The 19,205-nt window shown below is 66.3% G+C and carries 21 protein-coding genes and 2 pseudogenes; 19 read left to right on the top strand and 4 right to left on the bottom strand.

The genetic code is table 11. The features are described 5' to 3' along the window. On the bottom strand, positions 1–256 hold a 256-nt coding region (locus tag G3O00_RS27935), incomplete at its 3' end, for a double zinc ribbon domain-containing protein (RefSeq protein WP_241025362.1). An 81-nt stretch (positions 257–337) separates the two neighbouring features. On the opposite strand from G3O00_RS27935, the gene G3O00_RS27930 reads away from it, so the two are divergent. The 8 genes from G3O00_RS27930 to G3O00_RS27895 all read left to right on the top strand — a co-directional run bounded on the left by G3O00_RS27930 (position 338) and on the right by G3O00_RS27895 (position 7,395). Further along, positions 338–1,303, top strand: coding sequence for a methyltransferase domain-containing protein (locus G3O00_RS27930; protein ID WP_206144929.1), 966 nt, complete (start codon positions 338–340; stop codon positions 1,301–1,303). 195 nt (positions 1,304–1,498) lie between these two features. Then, positions 1,499–2,023, top strand: coding sequence for a DUF2244 domain-containing protein (locus G3O00_RS27925; protein ID WP_011353279.1), 525 nt, complete (start codon positions 1,499–1,501; stop codon positions 2,021–2,023). A 55-nt stretch (positions 2,024–2,078) separates the two neighbouring features. Further along, a complete protein-coding gene (gene coxB, locus G3O00_RS27920) occupies positions 2,079–3,674 on the top strand; it encodes a cytochrome c oxidase subunit II (protein WP_011353278.1) in 1,596 nt (531 codons plus the stop codon). A gap of 43 nt (positions 3,675–3,717) precedes the next feature. After that, a complete protein-coding gene (gene ctaD, locus G3O00_RS27915) occupies positions 3,718–5,325 on the top strand; it encodes a cytochrome c oxidase subunit I (RefSeq protein ID WP_069248929.1) in 1,608 nt (535 codons plus the stop codon). A gap of 69 nt (positions 5,326–5,394) precedes the next feature. Further along, positions 5,395–5,535: a cytochrome oxidase small assembly protein gene (locus G3O00_RS27910; RefSeq protein ID WP_006760728.1), complete on the top strand. Its 141-nt coding sequence runs from the start codon at positions 5,395–5,397 to the stop codon at positions 5,533–5,535. A gap of 35 nt (positions 5,536–5,570) precedes the next feature. Then, entirely contained in the window at positions 5,571–6,179 is a 609-nt protein-coding gene (locus tag G3O00_RS27905) for a cytochrome c oxidase assembly protein (RefSeq protein ID WP_011353276.1), read from the top strand. A gap of 16 nt (positions 6,180–6,195) precedes the next feature. Beyond that, positions 6,196–6,396 carry a DUF2970 domain-containing protein gene (locus tag G3O00_RS27900; RefSeq protein WP_011353275.1) on the top strand — a complete coding sequence of 67 codons (201 nt, stop codon included), beginning with the start codon at positions 6,196–6,198 and terminating at the stop codon, positions 6,394–6,396. A 141-nt stretch (positions 6,397–6,537) separates the two neighbouring features. Continuing rightward, positions 6,538–7,395 (top strand): cytochrome c oxidase subunit 3, encoded by an 858-nt coding sequence (locus G3O00_RS27895; protein ID WP_011353274.1) that lies wholly within the window; start codon positions 6,538–6,540, stop codon positions 7,393–7,395. A gap of 171 nt (positions 7,396–7,566) precedes the next feature. On the opposite strand, the gene G3O00_RS27890 is transcribed toward G3O00_RS27895, so the two are convergent. Then, positions 7,567–7,776, bottom strand: coding sequence for a twin transmembrane helix small protein (locus G3O00_RS27890; RefSeq protein ID WP_011353273.1), 210 nt, complete (start codon positions 7,774–7,776; stop codon positions 7,567–7,569). Positions 7,777–7,860: 84 nt separating this feature from the next. On the opposite strand from G3O00_RS27890, the gene G3O00_RS27885 reads away from it, so the two are divergent. Genes G3O00_RS27885 through G3O00_RS27865 form a run of 5 tightly spaced genes read left to right on the top strand, consistent with a single transcriptional unit; the run spans position 7,861 to position 11,942 of the window. Further along, positions 7,861–8,571, top strand: a complete 711-nt coding sequence (locus tag G3O00_RS27885) for an SURF1 family protein (protein WP_041493125.1) — start codon at positions 7,861–7,863, stop codon at positions 8,569–8,571. 60 nt (positions 8,572–8,631) lie between these two features. Next, positions 8,632–9,258 (top strand): cytochrome c oxidase subunit I, encoded by a 627-nt coding sequence (locus tag G3O00_RS27880; protein WP_011353271.1) that lies wholly within the window; start codon positions 8,632–8,634, stop codon positions 9,256–9,258. Between the two features lie 24 nt (positions 9,259–9,282). After that, on the top strand, positions 9,283–10,395 hold the full coding sequence (locus G3O00_RS27875) for a COX15/CtaA family protein (RefSeq protein ID WP_011353270.1): 1,113 nt from the start codon (positions 9,283–9,285) through the stop codon (positions 10,393–10,395). 8 nt (positions 10,396–10,403) lie between these two features. Then, positions 10,404–11,306 carry a heme o synthase gene (gene cyoE / locus G3O00_RS27870; protein WP_011353269.1) on the top strand — a complete coding sequence of 301 codons (903 nt, stop codon included), beginning with the start codon at positions 10,404–10,406 and terminating at the stop codon, positions 11,304–11,306. A gap of 18 nt (positions 11,307–11,324) precedes the next feature. Then, a complete protein-coding gene (locus G3O00_RS27865) occupies positions 11,325–11,942 on the top strand; it encodes an SCO family protein (RefSeq protein WP_011353268.1) in 618 nt (205 codons plus the stop codon). A 150-nt stretch (positions 11,943–12,092) separates the two neighbouring features. On the opposite strand, the gene G3O00_RS27860 is transcribed toward G3O00_RS27865, so the two are convergent. Continuing rightward, complete coding sequence (locus G3O00_RS27860) at positions 12,093–12,383, bottom strand: YciI family protein (protein ID WP_206144928.1); 291 nt, start codon at positions 12,381–12,383, stop codon at positions 12,093–12,095. Between the two features lie 249 nt (positions 12,384–12,632). Here G3O00_RS27860 and G3O00_RS27855 point away from each other — a divergent pair, with 249 nt between their 5' ends. Both G3O00_RS27855 and G3O00_RS27850 read left to right on the top strand, forming a co-directional pair. After that, on the top strand, positions 12,633–14,237 hold the full coding sequence (locus G3O00_RS27855; RefSeq protein ID WP_206144927.1) for a methyl-accepting chemotaxis protein: 1,605 nt from the start codon (positions 12,633–12,635) through the stop codon (positions 14,235–14,237). A 212-nt stretch (positions 14,238–14,449) separates the two neighbouring features. Then, on the top strand, positions 14,450–15,265 hold the full coding sequence (locus G3O00_RS27850) for a MetQ/NlpA family ABC transporter substrate-binding protein (protein WP_011353265.1): 816 nt from the start codon (positions 14,450–14,452) through the stop codon (positions 15,263–15,265). Between the two features lie 111 nt (positions 15,266–15,376). Here the strand turns inward: G3O00_RS27850 and G3O00_RS27845 are convergent. Beyond that, positions 15,377–15,696, bottom strand: a pseudogene (locus G3O00_RS27845) (VF_A0006 family four-cysteine protein). 333 nt (positions 15,697–16,029) lie between these two features. Here G3O00_RS27845 and G3O00_RS27840 point away from each other — a divergent pair. The 4 genes and pseudogenes from G3O00_RS27840 to G3O00_RS27825 form a co-directional block, all read left to right on the top strand. Next, positions 16,030–16,995 carry an ABC transporter substrate-binding protein gene (locus G3O00_RS27840; RefSeq protein ID WP_011353263.1) on the top strand — a complete coding sequence of 322 codons (966 nt, stop codon included), beginning with the start codon at positions 16,030–16,032 and terminating at the stop codon, positions 16,993–16,995. Between the two features lie 139 nt (positions 16,996–17,134). Then, positions 17,135–18,031, top strand: a complete 897-nt coding sequence (locus tag G3O00_RS27835) for an ABC transporter permease (protein ID WP_011353262.1) — start codon at positions 17,135–17,137, stop codon at positions 18,029–18,031. A gap of 1 nt (position 18,032) precedes the next feature. Then, positions 18,033–18,827, top strand: coding sequence for an ABC transporter ATP-binding protein (locus G3O00_RS27830; RefSeq protein ID WP_206144926.1), 795 nt, complete (start codon positions 18,033–18,035; stop codon positions 18,825–18,827). 275 nt (positions 18,828–19,102) lie between these two features. Then, positions 19,103–19,205: pseudogene (locus G3O00_RS27825) on the top strand (recombinase RecA); the annotation flags it as partial.

Here is a 19,205-nt window from a genome sequence, read left to right as displayed (position 1 = left end):
CAACACGGCCGGCGCGAGCGCCGCGGGGTGGGGGCAAGCGCGGTTGCCCGATACCCAGCGGCAGCGCGCAGACGTCGCAGCGCAGCCGCGCTTCATTCCAGTACGCGGCGTCGCAAGCGCCGCACATCACGGCGTGTGACATATTGCCGCACAGTGCGCAGCGATTCGGCAACGCGACCGCGGCGACGCGCGCTCCCAGCGCGCGAACCTGCGACAAAGCGACGCGCATCGTGCGTCGGGCGGAACTGCGGATCATCGCAACACTCCTGACACCCCGCCTCAATGAAGCCTGCGGGGCGAGCGAGTATACTTCGGGCTCTTCGCCAGTGTGCCCGACATGTCCCCAGCTTCGACTTCAACCGGCCGTCCGGCCAATGACGCAAGGCGCCTGCGGCGGATTTTCGACCGCCGTGCCGCCACGTTCGATGCGGTCGCGTTCCTGCCGCGCGAGATCGCGCAGCGCATGAACGAGCGCCTCGAATACATCAAGGTGAGCCCCACAGCCGTGCTGGACGCGGGTTGCGGCCCGGGCGACGACCTGCCGGCGCTGCGCGCACGCTTTCCGGAGGCGCCCGTATTCGGCGTCGATCTGTCCGGTGCGATGCTCGCGCGAGCAGGGCAGCGCGAGGTCGAGCAGACGAGCTGGCGCCGCTGGCTGCCGGCCTCGCTCGGCCGCGCCCTGGGCCAGCGCGGCCCGCGCGTCGCGCAGGCCGATTTCGCCGCGCTGCCGTTCCCCGGCGGCGCATTCGACCTGATCTGGTCGAATCTCGCCCTCCACTGGCATTCGCGCCCGGACGCGGTGCTGCCCGAATGGCAGCGCGTGCTGCGCGTGAACGGGCTGCTGATGTTCAGCACGCTCGGCCCCGATACGCTGCGTGAACTGCGCGCGGCCTGCGCGGACGCCGAAGCGGCGCTCGGCATGGCGCCGCCCGCCGCGCGCGTGATCGATTTCGTCGACATGCACGACCTCGGCGACATGCTCGTCGAGAGCGGCTTCGAGATTCCCGTGATGGATCAGGAAGTGCTGACCGTCACCTACAAATCCCCCGACTCCCTGCTGGCCGACGTGCGCCGCTGGGGCGCCTATCCGTTCGACCGCGAGGCGCCGCAGCGCGCGACGCGGCGCTTCCGCGCGGCGCTCGGCGACGCGCTGGAGGCCCGTCGGCGCTCGGACGGCACGATTCCGCTGACGTTCGAAGTGATCTACGGCCACGCGTGGAAGGCCGTACCGCGCACGACAGCCGAAGGGCATGGGATCGTGCGCATCGAGGACATCGGCAAGGGGCGTCCGAAGAATCGGTAAAGCGGTAAAGAGGGGTTTTGTTATGTCTGAAATTAGCGGCGCAAAGCGGGGTCGAATTGGCGCCTAAAATGGCCGAAAAGCTTGTCGCGCTTGGCTCGCGGGCCGATAGTCGCTTGCTTGTGGATGCCATTGAACCCGCCTATAATGCGTCAGCTTGTCGTCCCGGGGTCCCCGCAATACGGGGCGACGAGTCCGATGCAGGCATGCATCGCATGCCATTCGCGTGAGGCGGCGATGGAAGCAGCGAGGGTTTTGGCGGAGACGACGAACGGCGAGCCGGTCCTCGAAGACTGGCTGATGAAACGCAACTGTTCGGTGTCGCCGCGCCAGTTCGTGCTGTTTTACGCGTCGCTCGCGGGTTTCTCGCTGGTGATCGCGACATTGCTGATGTGGCAAGGGGCTTGGCTCGTCATGCCCTTCACCGGAATCGAGTTGCTGGCTGTGGGTGTCGCATTTGCGATCTATGCTCGCCATGCGGTCGATTACGAACGCATCAGGCTGTATCCGCACCGGCTCGTGATCGAGCGGATGGATGCGGAGCGGCTCACGCAGATCGAATTCAACCCGCGCTGGGTGCGGGTCGAGCCGGGTGCGACGCCACGCGATCCGATTCGGCTGGTATCGCGCGGGCAGACCGTCGTAATCGGGCAGCATCTCGCGCAGTACAAGCGTGCGCAGTTCGCCGACGAACTGCGTGTGTCGCTCAGGCGCTGCGGCTGACGAGGCGCGGGCACCGGCGGATATGGCCGGTAGCTTGCGACGGGGGAGGGTTTGAATGGAAATTTTGGGTAAGGATGCTATGAAAACAATCAAGCGAGCCCTCACGGGCGTGCTGGCATGCAGCGGATTGCTCTTTGCCGGTGCCGCCCTGGCGGTCGGTGATAGCCCGGGCGGCCCCCGCGTCAACGAGATCAACTTTCAGCCGCCTGTCACGAAGATCGCCGAGGAGCTCTACGATCTCCACACGATGATGCTCATCCTGTGTACGGTGATCTTCGTCGGCGTGTTCGGCGTGATGTTCTATTCGATCTTCGCGCACCGCAAATCCAAGGGCCACAAGGCCGCCAATTTCCATGAAAGCACGACCGTCGAGATCATCTGGACGATCGTGCCGTTCGTCATCGTCGTGCTGATGGCGCTGCCGGCGACGAAGGCCGTCGTCGCGATGAAGGACACGACGAACGCCGATCTCACGATCAAGGTCACCGGCTACCAGTGGAAGTGGGGCTACGACTACGTGAAGGGCCCGGGCGAGGGCATCGGCTTCCTGTCGACGCTCAGCACCCCGCGCGACGAAGTGATGGGCAAGAAGCCGATCACCGACACCTATCTGCAGGAAGTCGACAACCCGCTCGTCGTGCCGGTCAACAAGAAGATCCGCATCATCACGACCGCGAACGACGTCGTCCACTCGTGGTACGTGCCCGCGTTCGGCGTGAAGCAGGATGCGATCCCCGGCTTCGTGCGCGACACGTGGTTCAAGGCCGACAAGGTCGGTACGTTCCGCGGTTTCTGTACCGAGCTGTGCGGCAAGGAACACGCGTACATGCCGGTCGTCGTCGAAGTCCTGTCGGATGACGACTACGCGAAGTGGGTCACCGCGCAGAAGGCCAAGCTGGCCAGCGCCGCAGTCGATCCGAACAAGGTCTACACGATGGCTGAACTCGTCGCGCACGGCGAGGAAGTCTACAAGGCGAACTGCGCGGCCTGCCACCAGGTGAGTGGCAAGGGCCTCGGCGCCTTCCCGGCCATGGACGGCAGCCCGATCGTGAACGGCCCGATCGCCGGCCACGTCGAGCGCGTGCTGCACGGCAAGGGTGCAATGCCGTCGTGGGCGTCGCTGTCGGATCTCGACATCGCGTCGGTCATCACGTACGAACGCAATTCGTGGGGCAACCACAAGAACGACCTGCTGCAGCCGAAGCAAGTGGCCGACGCGCGTAACGGCAAGATGCCGGAAGACGCGGCGGGCGCAGCGGCAGCGGCACCGGCGGAAGCCGCTTCGGCGCCGGCGCAAGCCGCGTCGGGCGCAGAGCAGCCGGCGGCAGCGGCATCGGCCGCACTGTCGACGATCTACTTCGAGACGGGCAAGAGCGTGCTGCCGGCCGACGCGAAAGCGGCGATCGCCGCCGCGGCCGACTATGCGAAGGCACATCCGGACGCGAAGCTCGCGCTGTCGGGCTTTACCGACAAGTCGGGCTCGGCCGACGCAAACGCCGAACTGGCGAAGCATCGTGCACAAGCCGTGCGCGACGCGCTGAAGGCAGCAGGCGTGGCGGAAGACCACATTATTCTCAAAAAGCCGGAAACGATCACGGGCGGGGCTGACGCGAAGGAAGCCCGGCGTGTCGAGATCGGCCCGGCGGCTTGACGTGTCGCTGAGTTAGTCGACGTATTCGCATTAGGAGATTCTCATGTCTAGCATCGGGCACGACGTAGCCGCGGACCACGCGCACGACGACCACGCGCACGAAATGCCGCACGGCTGGCGGCGCTGGCTGTTCGCCACCAACCACAAGGACATCGGTACGCTGTACCTGTTGTTCTCGTTCATCATGTTCCTGTCGGGCGGCGTGATGGCGCTCGCCATCCGGGCCGAGCTGTTCGAGCCGGGCCTGCAGATCATGCGTCCGGAGTTCTTCAACGAACTCACGACGATGCACGGCCTGATCATGGTGTTCGGCGCGATCATGCCGGCGTTCGTCGGCTTCGCGAACTGGATGATTCCGCTGCAGATCGGCGCGTCCGACATGGCGTTCGCGCGGATGAACAACTTCAGCTTCTGGCTGCTGCCGGTCGCGGCCGTGCTGCTGGTCGGTTCGTTCTTCGCGCCGGGTGGCGCGACGGCCGCCGGCTGGACGCTCTACGCGCCGCTGTCGACGCAGATGGGCCCGGGCATGGACTTCGCGATTTTCGCGGTCCACATCATGGGCGCATCGTCGATCATGGGCGGGATCAACATCGTCGTGACGATCCTGAACATGCGCGCACCGGGCATGACGCTGATGAAGATGCCGATGTTCGCATGGACCTGGCTGATCACGGCGTACCTGCTGATCGCGGTGATGCCGGTTCTGGCAGGCGCGATCACGATGGTGCTGTTCGACCGCCACTTCGGCACGTCGTTCTTCAACGCGGCAGGCGGCGGCGACCCGGTGATGTACCAGCACATCTTCTGGTTCTTCGGCCACCCCGAGGTGTACATCATGATTCTGCCGGCGTTCGGGATCGTGTCGCAGGTGATCCCGGCGTTCGCACGCAAGACGCTGTTCGGCTATAGCTCGATGGTGTACGCGACGGCTTCGATCGCAATCCTGTCGTTCATGGTCTGGGCGCACCACATGTTCGCCACGGGCATGCCGGTCACCGGCCAGCTGTTCTTCATGTACGCGACGATGCTGATCGCGGTGCCGACGGGCGTGAAGGTGTTCAACTGGCTCGCGACGATGTGGCGCGGCTCGATGACGTTCGAAACCCCGATGCTGTTCGCGATCGGCTTCCTGTTCGTGTTCACGTTCGGCGGTCTCACGGGCCTGATGCTCGCGATGGCGCCGCTCGACATCCAGTATCACGGTACCTACTTCGTGGTGGCGCACTTCCACTACGTGCTGGTGGCCGGCTCATTGTTCGCGCTGTTCTCGGGCTGGTACTACTGGGCGCCGAAGTGGACGGGCTGGATGTACAACGAGACGCGCGGCAAGATCCACTTCTGGGCGTCGATGATCTTCTTCAACCTGACGTTCTTCCCGATGCACTTCGTTGGTCTCGCAGGCATGCCGCGTCGCTATGCGGACTACCCGGCGCAGTTCACGGACTTCAACCAGGTGGCGACGATCGGCGCATTCGGCTTCGGCCTCGCGCAGGTGTACTTCCTGTTCGCGGTCGCGCTGCCGGCCTACCGTGGCGGCGGCGAGCTGGAAAAGGCGTCGGACAAGCCGTGGGATGGCGCGGAAGGCCTCGAGTGGACGGTGCCGAGCCCGGCTCCCTTCCACACGTTCGAGCAACCGCCGCACGTCGAGTAAGTTTCACAGTGCGTTCCGCCGCTGCCTGCCGCGCAGGCAGGCGCGGCGGGCGCCGAACCGAAGTTTCAGATGAACCGGAATCCACAAGAAAGACGAACGCCCGAGCAGATCCGCGCGGGCAACAAGCGGCTCGGCCTCATCCTGCTCGTCATCGCCGCCGTTTTTTTTGTGGGTGTCGTGATCAAGCAGTGGTGGCTGTCCACTCACTGATGCAGCAACAGACGCAGTAGCGAGGAAGTTGTCGTATGTCGAAGCCGGAAGAGGGCGCCGTCGATCGCGCGTTCAATCGTTCGATGCTGGTGAAGCTCTTCGTCGTGGCCGGGCTGATGTTCGGTTTCGGCTTCGCGCTGATCCCGATGTATCGGGCAATCTGCCAGATCACCGGCATCAACAACCTGGTGCAGCGCGATGTCAGCGAGCGCGAGGTGAAGAACTCGCAGGTCGACACCAGCCGCACGGTGTCGGTCGAGTTCGATGCGAATGCGCGCGGCCCGCTCGGTTTCAAGCCGGAGCACAACAGCCTCGACGTGCATCCGGGTGAGCTGACGACGATCGTGTACGACGTGACGAACGGGCAGGGCAGGCCGGTCGTTGCCCAGGCGATTCCGAGCTACGCGCCGAAGCAGGCGACGGAGTTCTTCAAGAAGATCGAGTGCTTTTGCTTTACGCAGCAGACGCTGGCCGCGAACGAATCGCGCAAGATGCCGGTGGTGTTCGTGATCGATCCGAAATTGCCGAAGGACGTGAAGACGATCACGCTGTCGTACACGTTCTTCGAGTTGAATACGCCGGCCACGCCGGCGCCCGCGCCGGGCAAGACCGCGGCGCAGGGCGCGGCGAAGCCGGACGCATGACGACGGAGGCGGGGCGATGACGGAGACCAAGCGGGGCGGGTCGTTCGGCCAGGCGCTGAAGGCCGTGCTGTGGTCGTTCTTCGGGGTGCGCAAGCGGCGCGACCTGGAGGCCGACGCGACGCAGCTGAATCCGCTGCACGTGCTGATCGTCGCGTTGCTGGCAGCCGCTGTGTTCATCGGCGTGCTGATCCTGATCGTGCGTGCCGTCGTGGGCTGAAGCCCGCGGCCACGAAGGAAGAGTGCAGTGCGCGGCGTCACGGCGCCGCGTGCAGGAAGGAGCGGTGGTGGTCACGCCGCGCAAGAAATAAAGCCGGAGCGGTTTCCGGTACACAAATTGGACTGAAGTGGAGAATCAAGCATGAGCGGTCAAAACCAGACCCCGTACTATTTCGTGCCGCATCCGTCGCAGCATCCGATCAGCGCGGCCATCGGCCTGCTGGTCATGCTCGGATCGACAGCGCTGTGGATCAACGGTCACGACTGGGCGCCGTTTACGGCGCTGCTCGGCCTGCTTTGGTTGCTCTTCACGCTGTATCACTGGTTCGGCGACGCGATCGCCGAATCGGAAGGCGGTCACTACGGCAAGAACGTCGACAAGTCGTACCGCTGGAGCATGAGCTGGTTCATCTTCTCGGAAGTGATGTTCTTCGGCGCGTTCTTCGGCGCACTGTTCTATGCACGTGAAATCGCGCTGCACCAGCTCGGCAGCCTCGACTACAAGCTGATCTGGCCGGATTTCTCCGCCGTGTGGCCGAACGAAGGCCCCGCCGCGCTCGCCGGTCACTTCAAGACGATGGGCCCGTGGCCGATCCCGACGCTGAACACCGCATTCCTGCTGTCGTCGGGCGTGACGCTGACGATCTCGCACCATGCGCTGCGTGACGATCATCGCAAGAAGGCGATCGCATGGCTGGCCGCGACGCTCGCGTTCGGTATCTGCTTCCTGTTCCTGCAGGGCTTCGAGTACTACCACGCGTACAACGAACTGAACCTGACGCTGAACTCGGGCGTGTACGGTTCGACGTTCTTCCTGCTGACGGGCTTCCACGGTTTCCACGTGTTCCTCGGCGGCACGATGCTCGCGGTGGTGCTGGTGCGGATGATCCGCGGCCACTTCAAGCCCGATCACCACTTCGCATTCGAAGGCGCCGCGTGGTACTGGCACTTCGTCGACGTCGTCTGGCTCGGCCTGTACGTCGTCGTCTACTGGCTGTAAATGGAACAACGGCCCGCGCAGCAATGCGCGGGCCGTTTTCATTGGGTCGGCCGGGCAGCGTGACTGCCGGCCTTCACCACCCGGGCGCCGCCGCGACTCAGTCAGGCGGCGCTTTTGCTTGGTGCCGTGGCCGTGCGGCGAAATGTCACAGCGGCCGCAGCGGCAAATCGATCAACGCCCGATCGGCAGGCCGGTCGAATGGATCCAGCCCATCCAGTTCGCGATCAGGATGAGCAGGAACAGCGACACCGACAGCCCGACGCGGGTGGCGAGCGACCAGACCATGCGTTTCGTGTGGCCGCGGTCGTGCATCATGAAGTAGAGCGCCGAGCCCATGCTGGCAATGATGAGGACGAAGGCGATGGGAACGAGTATGTGCATGACACGAACCGGACGACGGCAATTCGAAAGGAAGAGGATAATTATCGCACTTCGCTTTCAGGCATGTGCCGGGCGGGCCGCATGATGAAGATACGCTGGCTGCCTGCGCTGCTGATTCTCGTCGTCGTCGCGGTCACGATCCGTCTCGGTTTCTGGCAGCGCGACCGCGCGCACCAGAAGGAAGCGCTGCAGGCGAGCATCGCGCGCTACGAGCAGGCGGTGCCCGTCGACGTCGGCGCGCAGCCGATGCCGCTCGCGTCGATCGAGTTCCATCGCGTGCGTGCAACAGGCCGCTTCCTGCCCGAGCAGGCCGTGTTCCTCGACAATCGGCCGTATAACGACCAGCCGGGTTTTTACGTCGTGATGCCGTTTAAACTCACGGGCGGCGGCGTCGTGCTCGTGAACCGCGGCTGGCTGCCGCGCAATATTTCCGATCGCACGGCGATCGAGCCGTTCGCGACGCCCGCGGGCGACGTCGAGATCGTGGGCATCGCGCGCGCCGACGCGTCGCGGGCGTTCGAGCTCGGTGAAGGCGGGTCGGCGGCGCACCAGAAGATCCGGCAGAACCTGGACGTCGCCGCGTATGCGAAGGAAACGGGGCTGCCGCTGCAGCCGTTCGTGATCCAGCAGACGAGCGACGACGGCGACAAGCTCGTGCGCGACTGGCCGGCGGCGACGACCGGCGTCGAGCGCAATTACGGTTACATGTTTCAGTGGTGGGCGATGGCGGCGGCCGCGCTCGGCTTCGGCCTGTACGCCGCGCGGCGTGCGGCGAAGAAGTCGGCCGGCGCGTGAGCGCCATGCCAGGACGCGGCGCCGGCGCCGCGGGTTCGTTTCGAGAGGTCTGATTTGTCCATGCAATCTTCCCGTCAGGGTCCGGCCGCTGCGCCGATCTCGCCTGCGGCCCGCAAGCGCGGCCGCTGGATGCTCGTGCTGCTGGGTCTCGTGTGCGCCGCACCGATGATCGCGTCGTACTTCACCTATTACGTGATCAAGCCGAAGGGCGGCTCGACCAACTACGGCACGCTGATCGAGCCGCAGCGCCCGATCCCCGCGGATCTTCAGGTGACCGACGAAACCGGCAAGACCGTGCCGCTGTCGTCGCTGCGCGGCGTGTGGCTGTTCGTGATGACCGACAGCAGCGCGTGCGACGAAGCCTGCGCGAAGAAGCTCTATTTCATGCGCCAGATCCGCGTCACGCAGGCGGGCGAGCGGCACCGGCTCACGATGGTGTGGCTGCGCAGCGATGCGGGTGCGATGCCGCAGAAGGTGCTGGACGCATATCCGGACACGCGCCGTCTCGTCGCCGATCCGGCCGCGGTGGCCGCGTGGCTGCCGGCCGACGCCGGCACGAAGGACAGCGACCACATCTACATGGTCGACCCGAACGGCAACCTGATGATGCGTTTCCCGAAGGATCCGAATCCCGGCAAGATCAAGGCGGACGTGACGAAGCTGCTGAAGTGGTCGAGCATCGGCTAAGGCAACACGAGAGGCAATGAACCGATGTCGTATCTACTGCAACTCGGCCTGATCGGCTTCTGCATCGCGCTGCTGCCGCTGTCGTACGTGTGGGTGAAGGCCGACGACAACAAGTTTCGCAAGCTGGTCTGGATCACCACCTTCCTGACGCTCGACCTCGTGATGTTCGGCGGCTTCACGCGGCTGACCGATTCGGGGCTCGGCTGCCCGGACTGGCCCGGCTGCTACGGTACGTCGTCGCCGTTCATCGCGCACGCCGCGATCACGGCCGCGCACCAGGCGATGCCGACGGGCCCCGTCAGCATGTCGAAGGCGTGGATCGAGATGATCCACCGCTATTTCGCGATGGCGATCGGCGTGCTGATCATCGCGCAGGTCGTGATCGCGTGGACCGCGCGGCTGCGCCGCCGCCCGCTGCACGTGTCGCCGTGGTGGCCGACGAGCCTGCTGCTGCTGATCCTCGTGCAGGGCGCGTTCGGTGCGTGGACGGTCACGATGAAGCTGCAGCCGGTGATCGTCACGATCCACCTGCTGCTCGGCCTCACGCTGCTCGGCACGCTCGGCTGGCTCGCGGCGCGGCAGACGCCGCTGCCGTCGTATGACCCCGAAGCCGGCCGCTATCGCGCGGCCGCGCTCGCGGCGCTCGTGCTGCTGGTCGTGCAGATCGCGCTCGGCGGCTGGGTGAGCACCAACTACGCGGTGCTCGCGTGCACCGACTTCCCGACCTGCAACGGCCAGTGGATCCCGCCGATGGACTTCCAGCACGGCTTCCACCTGTGGCGCGCGCTCGGGATGACGAAGGACGGCGACGCGATCACGCAGGACGCGCTGGTCGCGATCCACTGGACGCACCGCACGTTCGCGTTCGTCGTGGTCGCGTACCTGGTCGCGTTCGCGCTGAAAATGCGCCGCTTCGAATCGCTGCGGCGGCCCGCGAACGGCGTGCTGCTGGTCGTCCTGCTGCAGTTCGTGACGGGCCTGACCAACATCGTGCTGCAGTGGCCGCTGCCGGTCGCCGTCGCGCACAACGGCGGGGCCGCGATCCTGCTGCTGCTCGTCGTCATGTTAAACTTTCGCATCCTTTCAAGCCGCCCCGGCCGTGTCGCGCAGCCTGCGCGCGACGTCGCCCCGGCGTGACCGCCCCCATGCAAAGCACCCTCTCCCAATCGCCCGGTAGCCGGTTTTCGCAATACATGGCGCTGACGAAGCCGCGTGTCACGCAGCTCGCGGTGTTCTGCGCGGTGATCGGCATGTTCCTCGCGACGCCGGGCATGGTGCCGTGGCACGTGCTGATCGGCGGTACGGTCGGCATCTGGCTGCTGGCCGGCGCCGCGTTCGCGATCAACTGCCTCGTCGAACAGAAGATCGACGCGATGATGCGTCGCACCGCGTGGCGCCCGTCCGCGCGCGGCGAGATCACGACCCCGCAGATCCTGATCTTCTCGGCCGTGCTCGGCAGCGTCGGCGCATGGACGCTCTATACGTTCACGAACCCGCTGACGATGTGGCTGACGATCGCCACCTTCGTCGGCTATGCCGTGATCTACACGCTGCTGCTCAAGCCGATGACGCCGCAAAACATCGTGATCGGCGGCGCATCGGGTGCGATGCCGCCGGCGCTCGGCTGGGCCGCGGTCACCGGCGCGGTGCCGGGCGACGCGTGGATCCTCGTGCTGATCATCTTCGTGTGGACGCCGCCGCATTTCTGGGTGCTCGCGCTCTATCGCCGCAAGGATTACGAGAACGCGGGGCTGCCGATGCTGCCCGTCACGCACGGCGAGAAGTTCACGCGGCTGCACATCCTGCTGTACACGGTGATCCTGTTCGCGGTCACGCTGATGCCGTTCATCTCCGGGATGAGCGGGGCCGTCTACCTGACGAGCGCGGTGCTGCTCGGCGCGGTGTTCCTCGCGTATGCGTGGAAGATCCATCGCGACTATTCGGATGAACTCGCCCGCAAGGCCTTCCGCTACTCGATCGTCTACCTGTCGCTGCTGTTCGCCGCGCTGCTCGTCGATCACTATGCACGCCCGCTGCTCGGCGTGTAACCGCACGGTTTGAACGCAATGCTCCACTCACGGTTCGGGCGCCGCGCGCGCCAAGGCTGGATGCTCGCATGCGCATTCACGGCAGCACTGCTGCTCGCCGGATGCGACAACGCGCCGAAATTCCAGAATCTCGACATCACCGGCAACACGCAGTTCGGCAGCGACTTCTCGCTGCCCGATACGGCCGGCAAGGTGCACACGCTCGCCGACTTCAAGGGCCGTGCCGTCGTGATGTTCTTCGGCTACACGCACTGCCCGGACGTGTGCCCGACGACGATGGCCGAGCTGTCCGAAGCGCTGAAGCAGCTCGGGCCCGATGCCGCGAAGCGCGTGCAGGTACTGTTCGTCACCGTCGACCCGGAGCGTGACACGCCGGCGCTGCTCGGCCAGTACGTACCCGCGTTCGATCCGTCGTTCATCGGCCTGCGGCCGGCCGACGAAGCGGCACTGAAGAAGGTCACGAAGGATTTCCGCGTGTACTACGCGAAGGTGCCCGGCAAGACGCCCGGCAGCTACACGATGGATCACACGGCCGCGAGCTACGTGTTCGACCGCGACGGCAAGCTGCGCCTGTTCGTGCGCGACGGCCAGGGCCCGGGCCCGTGGGTTCATGACCTGAAGCTGCTGGTCGACTGACCGGCAGCCGCCGGGCGCCCGGCCCGGCGATCACGTGACGGCCGCCACGCGCCGTCACGCTTTCCTCTCTCTTCGTTGTTGGCATGCGCCGCCCGTCGGGCGGCGTGTCGGCCTGCGCGCGCCTCGCGCAGATGTCGCGCAGGCGTCGCGTTACGGCAGCGCGGGTACGTTGAAGCCGGATGCGGCACGCGTGATCCGGAATTCCGTCACGCGATACGTGGCGAGCCCCTCGATGACGAACGGATCGGTGTTCAGGATCGCGTCCAGCTCGTCGCGGTCGATGCGGGCCGCGAGGATCACGCCGCCTTCGCGCGGCACCTTCGGCCCCGCTGCGATGAAGATGCCCTTGTCGAACTGCGGCTGCAGAAATGCGCGATGGCGTTCGAGCGCGTCGTCGATGCGCTCGAGCGATGCGGTGTAATGAATGTCGATGACGTACATGGGTGGCCCCCGGAATGGTGCCGGCTCTTCGTGTGCCGGCTAGCCGGTCTTTTTAGCACAGCGGATGCGGGCTGTCGCGCCGGCGGGCGCGGTGCGGGGCGGTGCGCAGTCGGCATGTCGAGCGCCGGTTCGCGGTGCCCAAACGTATTCAAGTTGTAAGGCTCGGTGCCGTAAATAAATGGGCAAGCGTTTGCGCGCGGCAGGCCGTTCGCGCGCAGCGTGCGCATCGACATCGACAAAGGCACGCAGATGAGCAGAATGAGTTTGAACCGCAAGCTGTGGCTCGCGCTTGCGCTGGTATGGATCGGTCTCCTGGGCGTCGGCGCATGGAGCGCGTACGAGACGCGCGCGACGATGCTCGCCGAACGCAAGGCCGGCATCGCGAATCTCGTCGATTCGGCGGCCGGCATCGTGAAGGCGTATCACGCGCTCGCGCAGAACGGCACGCTGCCCGAGGCCGACGCGAAGCGCGACGCGCTCGCGAGCCTGGCCGCGATGCGCTACGGCGATTCGGGCTACGTGTTCGTGATGGACTCGAAGCCGGTCGTGCTGATGCATCCGACGCTGCCGAAGCTGGTCGGCACGCAGGTCGGCGACTATCTCGACCCGGACGGCAAGCCGCTGTTCGTCACGATCCTGAACGCCGCGAAGGAAACCGGCAGCGGCTTCGCCGAGTATCGCGGGCGCCTGCCGCACAGCGAGACCGCCGTGCCGAAGATCAGCTACGTCACGCGCTTTACGCCGTGGGACTGGAACATCTCGAGCGGCGTCTTCCTGAAGGACATCGACACCATCTATTACCGGACGCTGCTCGGCCACCTCGCGGTCGTGTTCGTGATCGGCTTCGTGATCAGCGCGGCGATGCTGGTGATCATCCGCAACGTGCGCAGCAGCCTCGGCGGCGAGCCCGACGAAGCGGCCGCGCTCGCGACGCGCATCGCGCAGGGCGACCTGACTCAGCCGGTGCCGGTGCGCGCAGGCGACCGCACGAGCATGATGGCCGCGATGCACGACATGCAGGCACGGCTGCAGGCGACGATCGGCGGGATTCGCCAGTCGGCCGGATCGATCGCGTCGGCGAGCCGCCAGATCTCGGCCGGCAACGACGACCTGTCGCAGCGCACCGAGGAGCAGGCCGCTTCGCTGGAGGAAACCGCCGCGAGCATGGAGCAGCTGACCGCGACGGTGAAACAGAACGCCGACAACGCGCGGCAGGCGAGTGGGCTGGCGAACAGCGCATCGGAGATCGCGCGCACCGGGAGCGACGTCGTGAACCGGGTGATCGGCACGATGGGCGAGATCGACGACAGTTCGCGCAAGATCGCCGACATCATCGGCGTGATCGAAGGCATCGCATTCCAGACCAACATCCTCGCGCTGAACGCGGCGGTCGAAGCCGCACGTGCCGGCGAGCAGGGCCGCGGCTTCGCGGTGGTCGCGGGCGAAGTGCGCTCGCTCGCGCAGCGCAGCGCGACGGCGTCGAAGGAGATCCGCGAGCTGATCGTCGATTCGGTCGAGCGCGTGCGCAACGGGTCGACGCTGGTCGGCCAGGCCGGCACGACGATGGGCGAGATCCTGCAGGCCGTCGCCCGCGTGACCGACATCATGGGCGAGATCGCGGCGGCATCCGAGGAGCAGGCGAGCGGCATCACGCAGGTCGGGCGCGCGGTCACGCAGATGGACCAGGTGACGCAGCAGAACGCGGCGCTCGTCGAGGAAGCCGCCGCTGCTGCCGCGTCGCTGCAGGAACAGGCCGCGCGGCTGCGCGATGCGGTCGGCGCGTTCCGGGTCGGCGGGCAGGTGGTCGAGCCTGTATTCGATACGAAGGCGGCCGACCGGGCAGCGGTGGCGTGACGCACGCCGGCTGATGCGCGATTCTCAGAAACGCAACTAACGGCCGAATCGCGCAGACGCCGCCAGCACCGCTGCGGTGCATACCCATATGAGCGGGATGTATTTCACTTCCCGCCGATCCTGTGACACCATTTGCCCCTTCCTGCGAGTCGGGGCATACCCGTATCGCGCCCCATTTTCAGCCATCCAGTAAGCAAGAAAGCGAGAAACAGATGAAGCGTCGCAGTCTCCTGAAGGTATTTTCCGTGCTGGCCACCGGTGCAGCACTGACGCTGTCGGCAGGCGCGCACGCCGAAGACAAGGTGATCAAGGTCGGTACCGTCGCCGGCCCGGATTCGGAAGTGTGGCAGCTCGTGCAGAAGGTCGCGAAGGAGAAGGAAGGCCTGACCGTGAAGGTCATCGAGTTCAACGACTACGTGCAGCCGAACGCGGCGCTCGACTCGGGCGACCTCGACGCGAACAGCTTCCAGCACCAGCCCTACCTCGACAGCCAGGTGAAGCAGCGCGGCTACAAGATCGTCAGCGCAGGCCTGACCTACATCTCGCCGATGGGCGTGTACTCGAAGAAGTTCAAGGCGCTGAAGGACCTGCCGCAAGGCGCGAAGCTCGCGGTGCCGAACGATCCGTCGAACGAGAACCGCGCTCTGCTGCTGCTGCAGACGCAAGGCCTGATCAAGCTGAAGGCGGGCGCCGGCACGGGCGGCAACAACGCGACGGTGCTCGACATCGCCGACAACCCGAAGAAGCTGAAGATCTCCGAACTCGACGCCGCGCAACTGCCGCGCGTGCTGTCGGACGTCGACGCAGCCGTGGTCAACACGAACTACGCGCTCGCCGCGAACCTGCAGCCGACCAAGGACGCGATCGCGCTCGAATCGCTGACGAGCCCGTACGCGAACCTGATCGCCGTGCGCGCGAAGGACAAGGACCAGCCGTGGGTGAAGAAGCTGGTCAAGGCGTACCAGTCGCCGGAAGTGAAGGAATTCATCAAGAAGCAGTTCAAGGGCTCGATGGTCGCGTCGTTCTGAACGCCGCACACCGGTCGACCCGCTGAACGAAAAGGGCCTGCATCGCGCAGGCCCTTTTTTCATGGGCGCGGCCGATCGACGGTCGCGCGGTGTGTCGCGTTCAGCGCCGGCTCACATCTCGCCGCGCCGCGAGCAGATCGACATGATCTGCTGGATCGCATAGTTGTCGCGCACGCCCGGCAGCGACTGCACCACGCACTCGTGAAAGCGCCGCTCGCGCGGCAGCAGCATCGCGTTGTTGCGGTACAGCGCGTCGCACGAGCGCTGGATCAACTGGGCCGCCGCGCCGTTGCGGCTTTCGCGCAGCGCATTGAGCATGCAGTCGTCGTATTGCGCACTGCCGTCGGTCAGCGCGAACGCCGCACCCGGCAGCGCCAGCGCGACGGCAGCGCGACGGCAGCGAATGCGATGGTTCGGACTCCCCGTTTCATGTGCCCTCCGATGGCGTGGACTGGGTCGGCCGACAGCATAACGTAAAGCCGCGAGCGCGGCTGACGCGTTGTGCCGGGGTCGTCGGGAACCGCCGCCGGCCGGGCTTCGCGCGCGCTCGCGGGCTTCGGCGGGCGCTGCGATCCGGGGTGCGATGCGAAAGCGCAGAGTCAGGCGGTGGTCTGCGGAAATGGTATCCTCGTGCGTTCGCCGCTGCACGCTTTCCCGGAGCGTGCGCGGGCCGTTCGCCAGCGCGTCGTACGCGTGGCGGCGCCCGCCTGACGGCGGCGGGAATCCATCATCCAGAACCGACACAATACGGGGGAGACACACCCATGAAGCGTTTCAAGACTTTCGCGATCCGTTCGATCACGGCCGGCGTGGCCGCACTCGCGCTGGCCGGTGCCGCGCACGCCCAGACCGTCAAGGTGCTGTCGATCGTCGATCACCCGGCGCTCGATGCGATCCGCGACGGCGTGCGCGCCGAGCTGAAGGCGGAAGGTTACGGCGACGACAAGCTCAAGTGGGAATACCAGAGCGCGCAGGGCAATACGGGCACGGCCGCGCAGATCGCGCGCAAGTTCGTCGGCGACCAGCCCGACGTGATCGTCGCGATCGCGACGCCGGCCGCGCAGGCGGTGGTCGCATCGACGAAGAGCGTGCCGGTCGTCTATTCGGGCGTGACCGATCCGGTCGCCGCGCAGCTCGTGAAGGGCTGGGGCCCGTCGGGCACCAACGTGACGGGCGTGTCGGACAAGCTGCCGCTCGATCGCCAGGTCGCGCTGATCAAGCGCGTCGTGCCGAATGCGAAGACGGTCGGCATGGTCTACAACCCGGGCGAGGCGAACTCGGTCGTCGTCGTGAAGGAGCTCAAGGAGATCCTCGCGAAGCAGGGGATGACGCTGAAGGAAGCGGCCGCGCCGCGTACCGTCGACATCGGACCGGCCGCGAAGAGCCTGATCGGCAAGGTCGACGTGATCTACACGAACACCGACAACAACGTCGTGTCCGCGTACGAAGCGCTCGTGAAGGTCGCGAACGAAGCGAAGATCCCGCTCGTCGCCGGCGACACCGACAGCGTGAAGCGCGGCGGCATCGCGGCGCTCGGCATCAACTACGGCGACCTCGGCCGCCAGACGGGCAAGGTCGTCGCGCGCATCCTGAAGGGCGAGAAGCCGGGCGCGATCGCGTCGGAAACGAGCAGCAACCTCGAGTTGTTCGCGAACACGGGCGCGGCCGCGAAGCAGGGCGTGACGCTGTCGCCGGATCTGCTCAAGGACGCGAAGACGGTCATCAAGTAAGCCGCGGTCCGACCGCCGCGCTTGCGGGCCCGATCCGGGCCTGAACGACACCGCCGGACGGGCGGCTCCCACCCGGGGCCGCCCGTTCGCTTCGCCCGGCCGTACACGTCCGGCCGGGAAGCAACAGGATTTCCCCATCATGTCTCTGTTCTCGTTACTGGGCGCCCTGGAGATCGGCCTGATCTTCAGTCTCGTCGCCCTCGGGGTGCTGATCTCGTTTCGCATCCTCAACTTCCCCGACCTCACCGTCGACGGCAGCTTTCCGCTCGGCGGCGCCGTCGCCGCGACGCTGATCTCGGCCGGCTACGACCCGTTCAGTTCGACCTGCATCGCGATCGTCGCGGGCGCGGTGGCCGGCTTCATCACCGGCTGGCTCAACGTGCGCCTGAAGATCATGGATCTGCTCGCCAGTATCCTGATGATGATCGCGCTCTATTCGGTGAACCTGCGGATCATGGGCCGGCCTAACGTGCCGCTGATCACCGAGCCGACTATCTTCACCGTGCTGCAGCCCGACTGGATGCCCGACTACGTGCTGCGCCCTGCGCTGCTCGCGATCGTCGTCGTGGTCGCGAAGCTCGGCCTCGACTGGTTCTTTTCGTCGCAGCTCGGCCTCGCGATGCGCGCGACCGGCGCGAACCCGCGGATGGCGCGTGCGCAAGGCATCGCGACCGGCCGTGCGACGCTCGCCGGGATGGCGCTGTCGAACGCGCTCGTCGCGCTCGCCGGTGCCTTGTTCGCGCAGACGCAGGGCGGCGCGGATATCTCGATGGGGATCGGCACGATCGTGATCGGGCTGGCCGCGGTGATCATCGGCGAGACGCTGCTGCCGGCACGCCGGCTCGTGCTGACGACGCTCGCCGTCGTGCTCGGCGCGATCGTCTATCGCTTCTTCATCGCGCTTGCGCTCAACAGCGAATTCATCGGGCTGAAGGCGCAGGATCTGAACCTCGTGACGGCCGCGCTCGTCACGATCGCGCTGGTGCTGCCGGCGACGCGCAAGAAGCTGTTCGCGCGCAAGAACGGAGGGGCCTGACATGCTGTCCGCACAAGACCTGAAACTCACGTTCAATCCCGGCACGCCGATCGAGACGCGCGCGCTGCGCGGGCTGTCGCTCGAGATCCCCGACGGCCAGTTCGTCGCGGTGATCGGCTCGAACGGCGCCGGCAAGTCGACCTTCCTCAATGCGGTCAGCGGCGACCAGGCCGTCGATGCGGGACGCATTTCGATCGACGGCACCGATGTGACGCGCAAGGCCGCGTGGGATCGCGCGCACCTCGTCGCGCGCGTGTTCCAGGATCCGATGGCCGGCACCTGCGAGGCGCTGACGATCGAGGAGAACATGGCGCTCGCGATGGCGCGCGGTGCGCGGCGCGGCTTCCGGGCCGCGCTCGACCGGCCGTCGCGCGAGCTGTTCCGCGACAAGCTGCGACTGCTGAACCTCGGCCTCGAGAACCGGCTGACCGACCGGATCGGGCTGCTGTCGGGCGGCCAGCGGCAGGCGGTGAGCCTGTTGATGGCGTCGCTGCGGCCGTCGCGGATCCTGCTGCTCGACGAGCACACGGCCGCGCTCGACCCGAAGACGGCCGCGTTCGTGCTGGAGCTGACCGCGCGCATCGTCGCCGAGAGCAAGCTGACGACGATGATGGTCACGCACAGCATGCGGCAGGCGCTCGACTACGGCGACCGCACGGTGATGCTGCACCAGGGGCAGGTCGTGCTCGACGTGGCGGGCGACGCGCGCAAGGGGCTCGACGTGCCGGACCTGCTGCAGATGTTCGAGAAGGTGCGTCACGAGCAGCTCGACGACGACGCGTTGCTGCTCGGCTGACGGGCGGCAGGCGGGCCGGTGCGGTGCGGGGGGCTGCGTCGTGCCGGTTCGCCGGCGGGTTGGCGTGCCGGCCCGATCGGGCGATTTGGGCACGATGACGGTGGCGCGCGTTCGGGCGACACGATCCGGCCACGCCCGCTCCGGTGCGGCGTAACATGACGGCCGCACCGGCTTTCCGGCTGTTTATCTTCTGACGAAAACCGGTTTTGCACCGGTGCTGTGCGACGCGAGCGCATTGCCATATACTGTATATCCATACAGTTGTGGGTGGCATCATGCTCGCATCCTCCATTTCTCCCGAATCCCTTCATCCGTCGCTGTGGCGCGGCTCGCAGCTCGCGCGCGGCGGTCCGCGCACGATCGAGACCGGCTTCGCGC

It is taken from the genome of Burkholderia sp. Ac-20384, from assembly GCF_017104605.1.
GTDB classification, from domain to species: domain Bacteria; phylum Pseudomonadota; class Gammaproteobacteria; order Burkholderiales; family Burkholderiaceae; genus Burkholderia; species Burkholderia lata.
This window is presented reverse-complemented; position numbering and strand designations above follow the sequence as displayed.

Coding starts and splice junctions, on each gene's coding strand:
- G3O00_RS27930 (WP_206144929.1), top strand. CDS start 338: ATGTCCCCAGCTTCGACTTCAACCGGCCGTCCGGCCAATGACGCAAGG.
- G3O00_RS27925 (WP_011353279.1), top strand. CDS start 1,499: ATGCAGGCATGCATCGCATGCCATTCGCGTGAGGCGGCGATGGAAGCA.
- coxB (WP_011353278.1), top strand. CDS start 2,079: ATGGAAATTTTGGGTAAGGATGCTATGAAAACAATCAAGCGAGCCCTC.
- ctaD (WP_069248929.1), top strand. CDS start 3,718: ATGTCTAGCATCGGGCACGACGTAGCCGCGGACCACGCGCACGACGAC.
- G3O00_RS27910 (WP_006760728.1), top strand. CDS start 5,395: ATGAACCGGAATCCACAAGAAAGACGAACGCCCGAGCAGATCCGCGCG.
- G3O00_RS27905 (WP_011353276.1), top strand. CDS start 5,571: ATGTCGAAGCCGGAAGAGGGCGCCGTCGATCGCGCGTTCAATCGTTCG.
- G3O00_RS27900 (WP_011353275.1), top strand. CDS start 6,196: ATGACGGAGACCAAGCGGGGCGGGTCGTTCGGCCAGGCGCTGAAGGCC.
- G3O00_RS27895 (WP_011353274.1), top strand. CDS start 6,538: ATGAGCGGTCAAAACCAGACCCCGTACTATTTCGTGCCGCATCCGTCG.
- G3O00_RS27890 (WP_011353273.1), bottom strand. CDS start 7,776: ATGCACATACTCGTTCCCATCGCCTTCGTCCTCATCATTGCCAGCATG.
- G3O00_RS27885 (WP_041493125.1), top strand. CDS start 7,861: ATGAAGATACGCTGGCTGCCTGCGCTGCTGATTCTCGTCGTCGTCGCG.
- G3O00_RS27880 (WP_011353271.1), top strand. CDS start 8,632: ATGCAATCTTCCCGTCAGGGTCCGGCCGCTGCGCCGATCTCGCCTGCG.
- G3O00_RS27875 (WP_011353270.1), top strand. CDS start 9,283: ATGTCGTATCTACTGCAACTCGGCCTGATCGGCTTCTGCATCGCGCTG.
- cyoE (WP_011353269.1), top strand. CDS start 10,404: ATGCAAAGCACCCTCTCCCAATCGCCCGGTAGCCGGTTTTCGCAATAC.
- G3O00_RS27865 (WP_011353268.1), top strand. CDS start 11,325: ATGCTCCACTCACGGTTCGGGCGCCGCGCGCGCCAAGGCTGGATGCTC.
- G3O00_RS27860 (WP_206144928.1), bottom strand. CDS start 12,383: ATGTACGTCATCGACATTCATTACACCGCATCGCTCGAGCGCATCGAC.
- G3O00_RS27855 (WP_206144927.1), top strand. CDS start 12,633: ATGAGCAGAATGAGTTTGAACCGCAAGCTGTGGCTCGCGCTTGCGCTG.
- G3O00_RS27850 (WP_011353265.1), top strand. CDS start 14,450: ATGAAGCGTCGCAGTCTCCTGAAGGTATTTTCCGTGCTGGCCACCGGT.
- G3O00_RS27840 (WP_011353263.1), top strand. CDS start 16,030: ATGAAGCGTTTCAAGACTTTCGCGATCCGTTCGATCACGGCCGGCGTG.
- G3O00_RS27835 (WP_011353262.1), top strand. CDS start 17,135: ATGTCTCTGTTCTCGTTACTGGGCGCCCTGGAGATCGGCCTGATCTTC.
- G3O00_RS27830 (WP_206144926.1), top strand. CDS start 18,033: ATGCTGTCCGCACAAGACCTGAAACTCACGTTCAATCCCGGCACGCCG.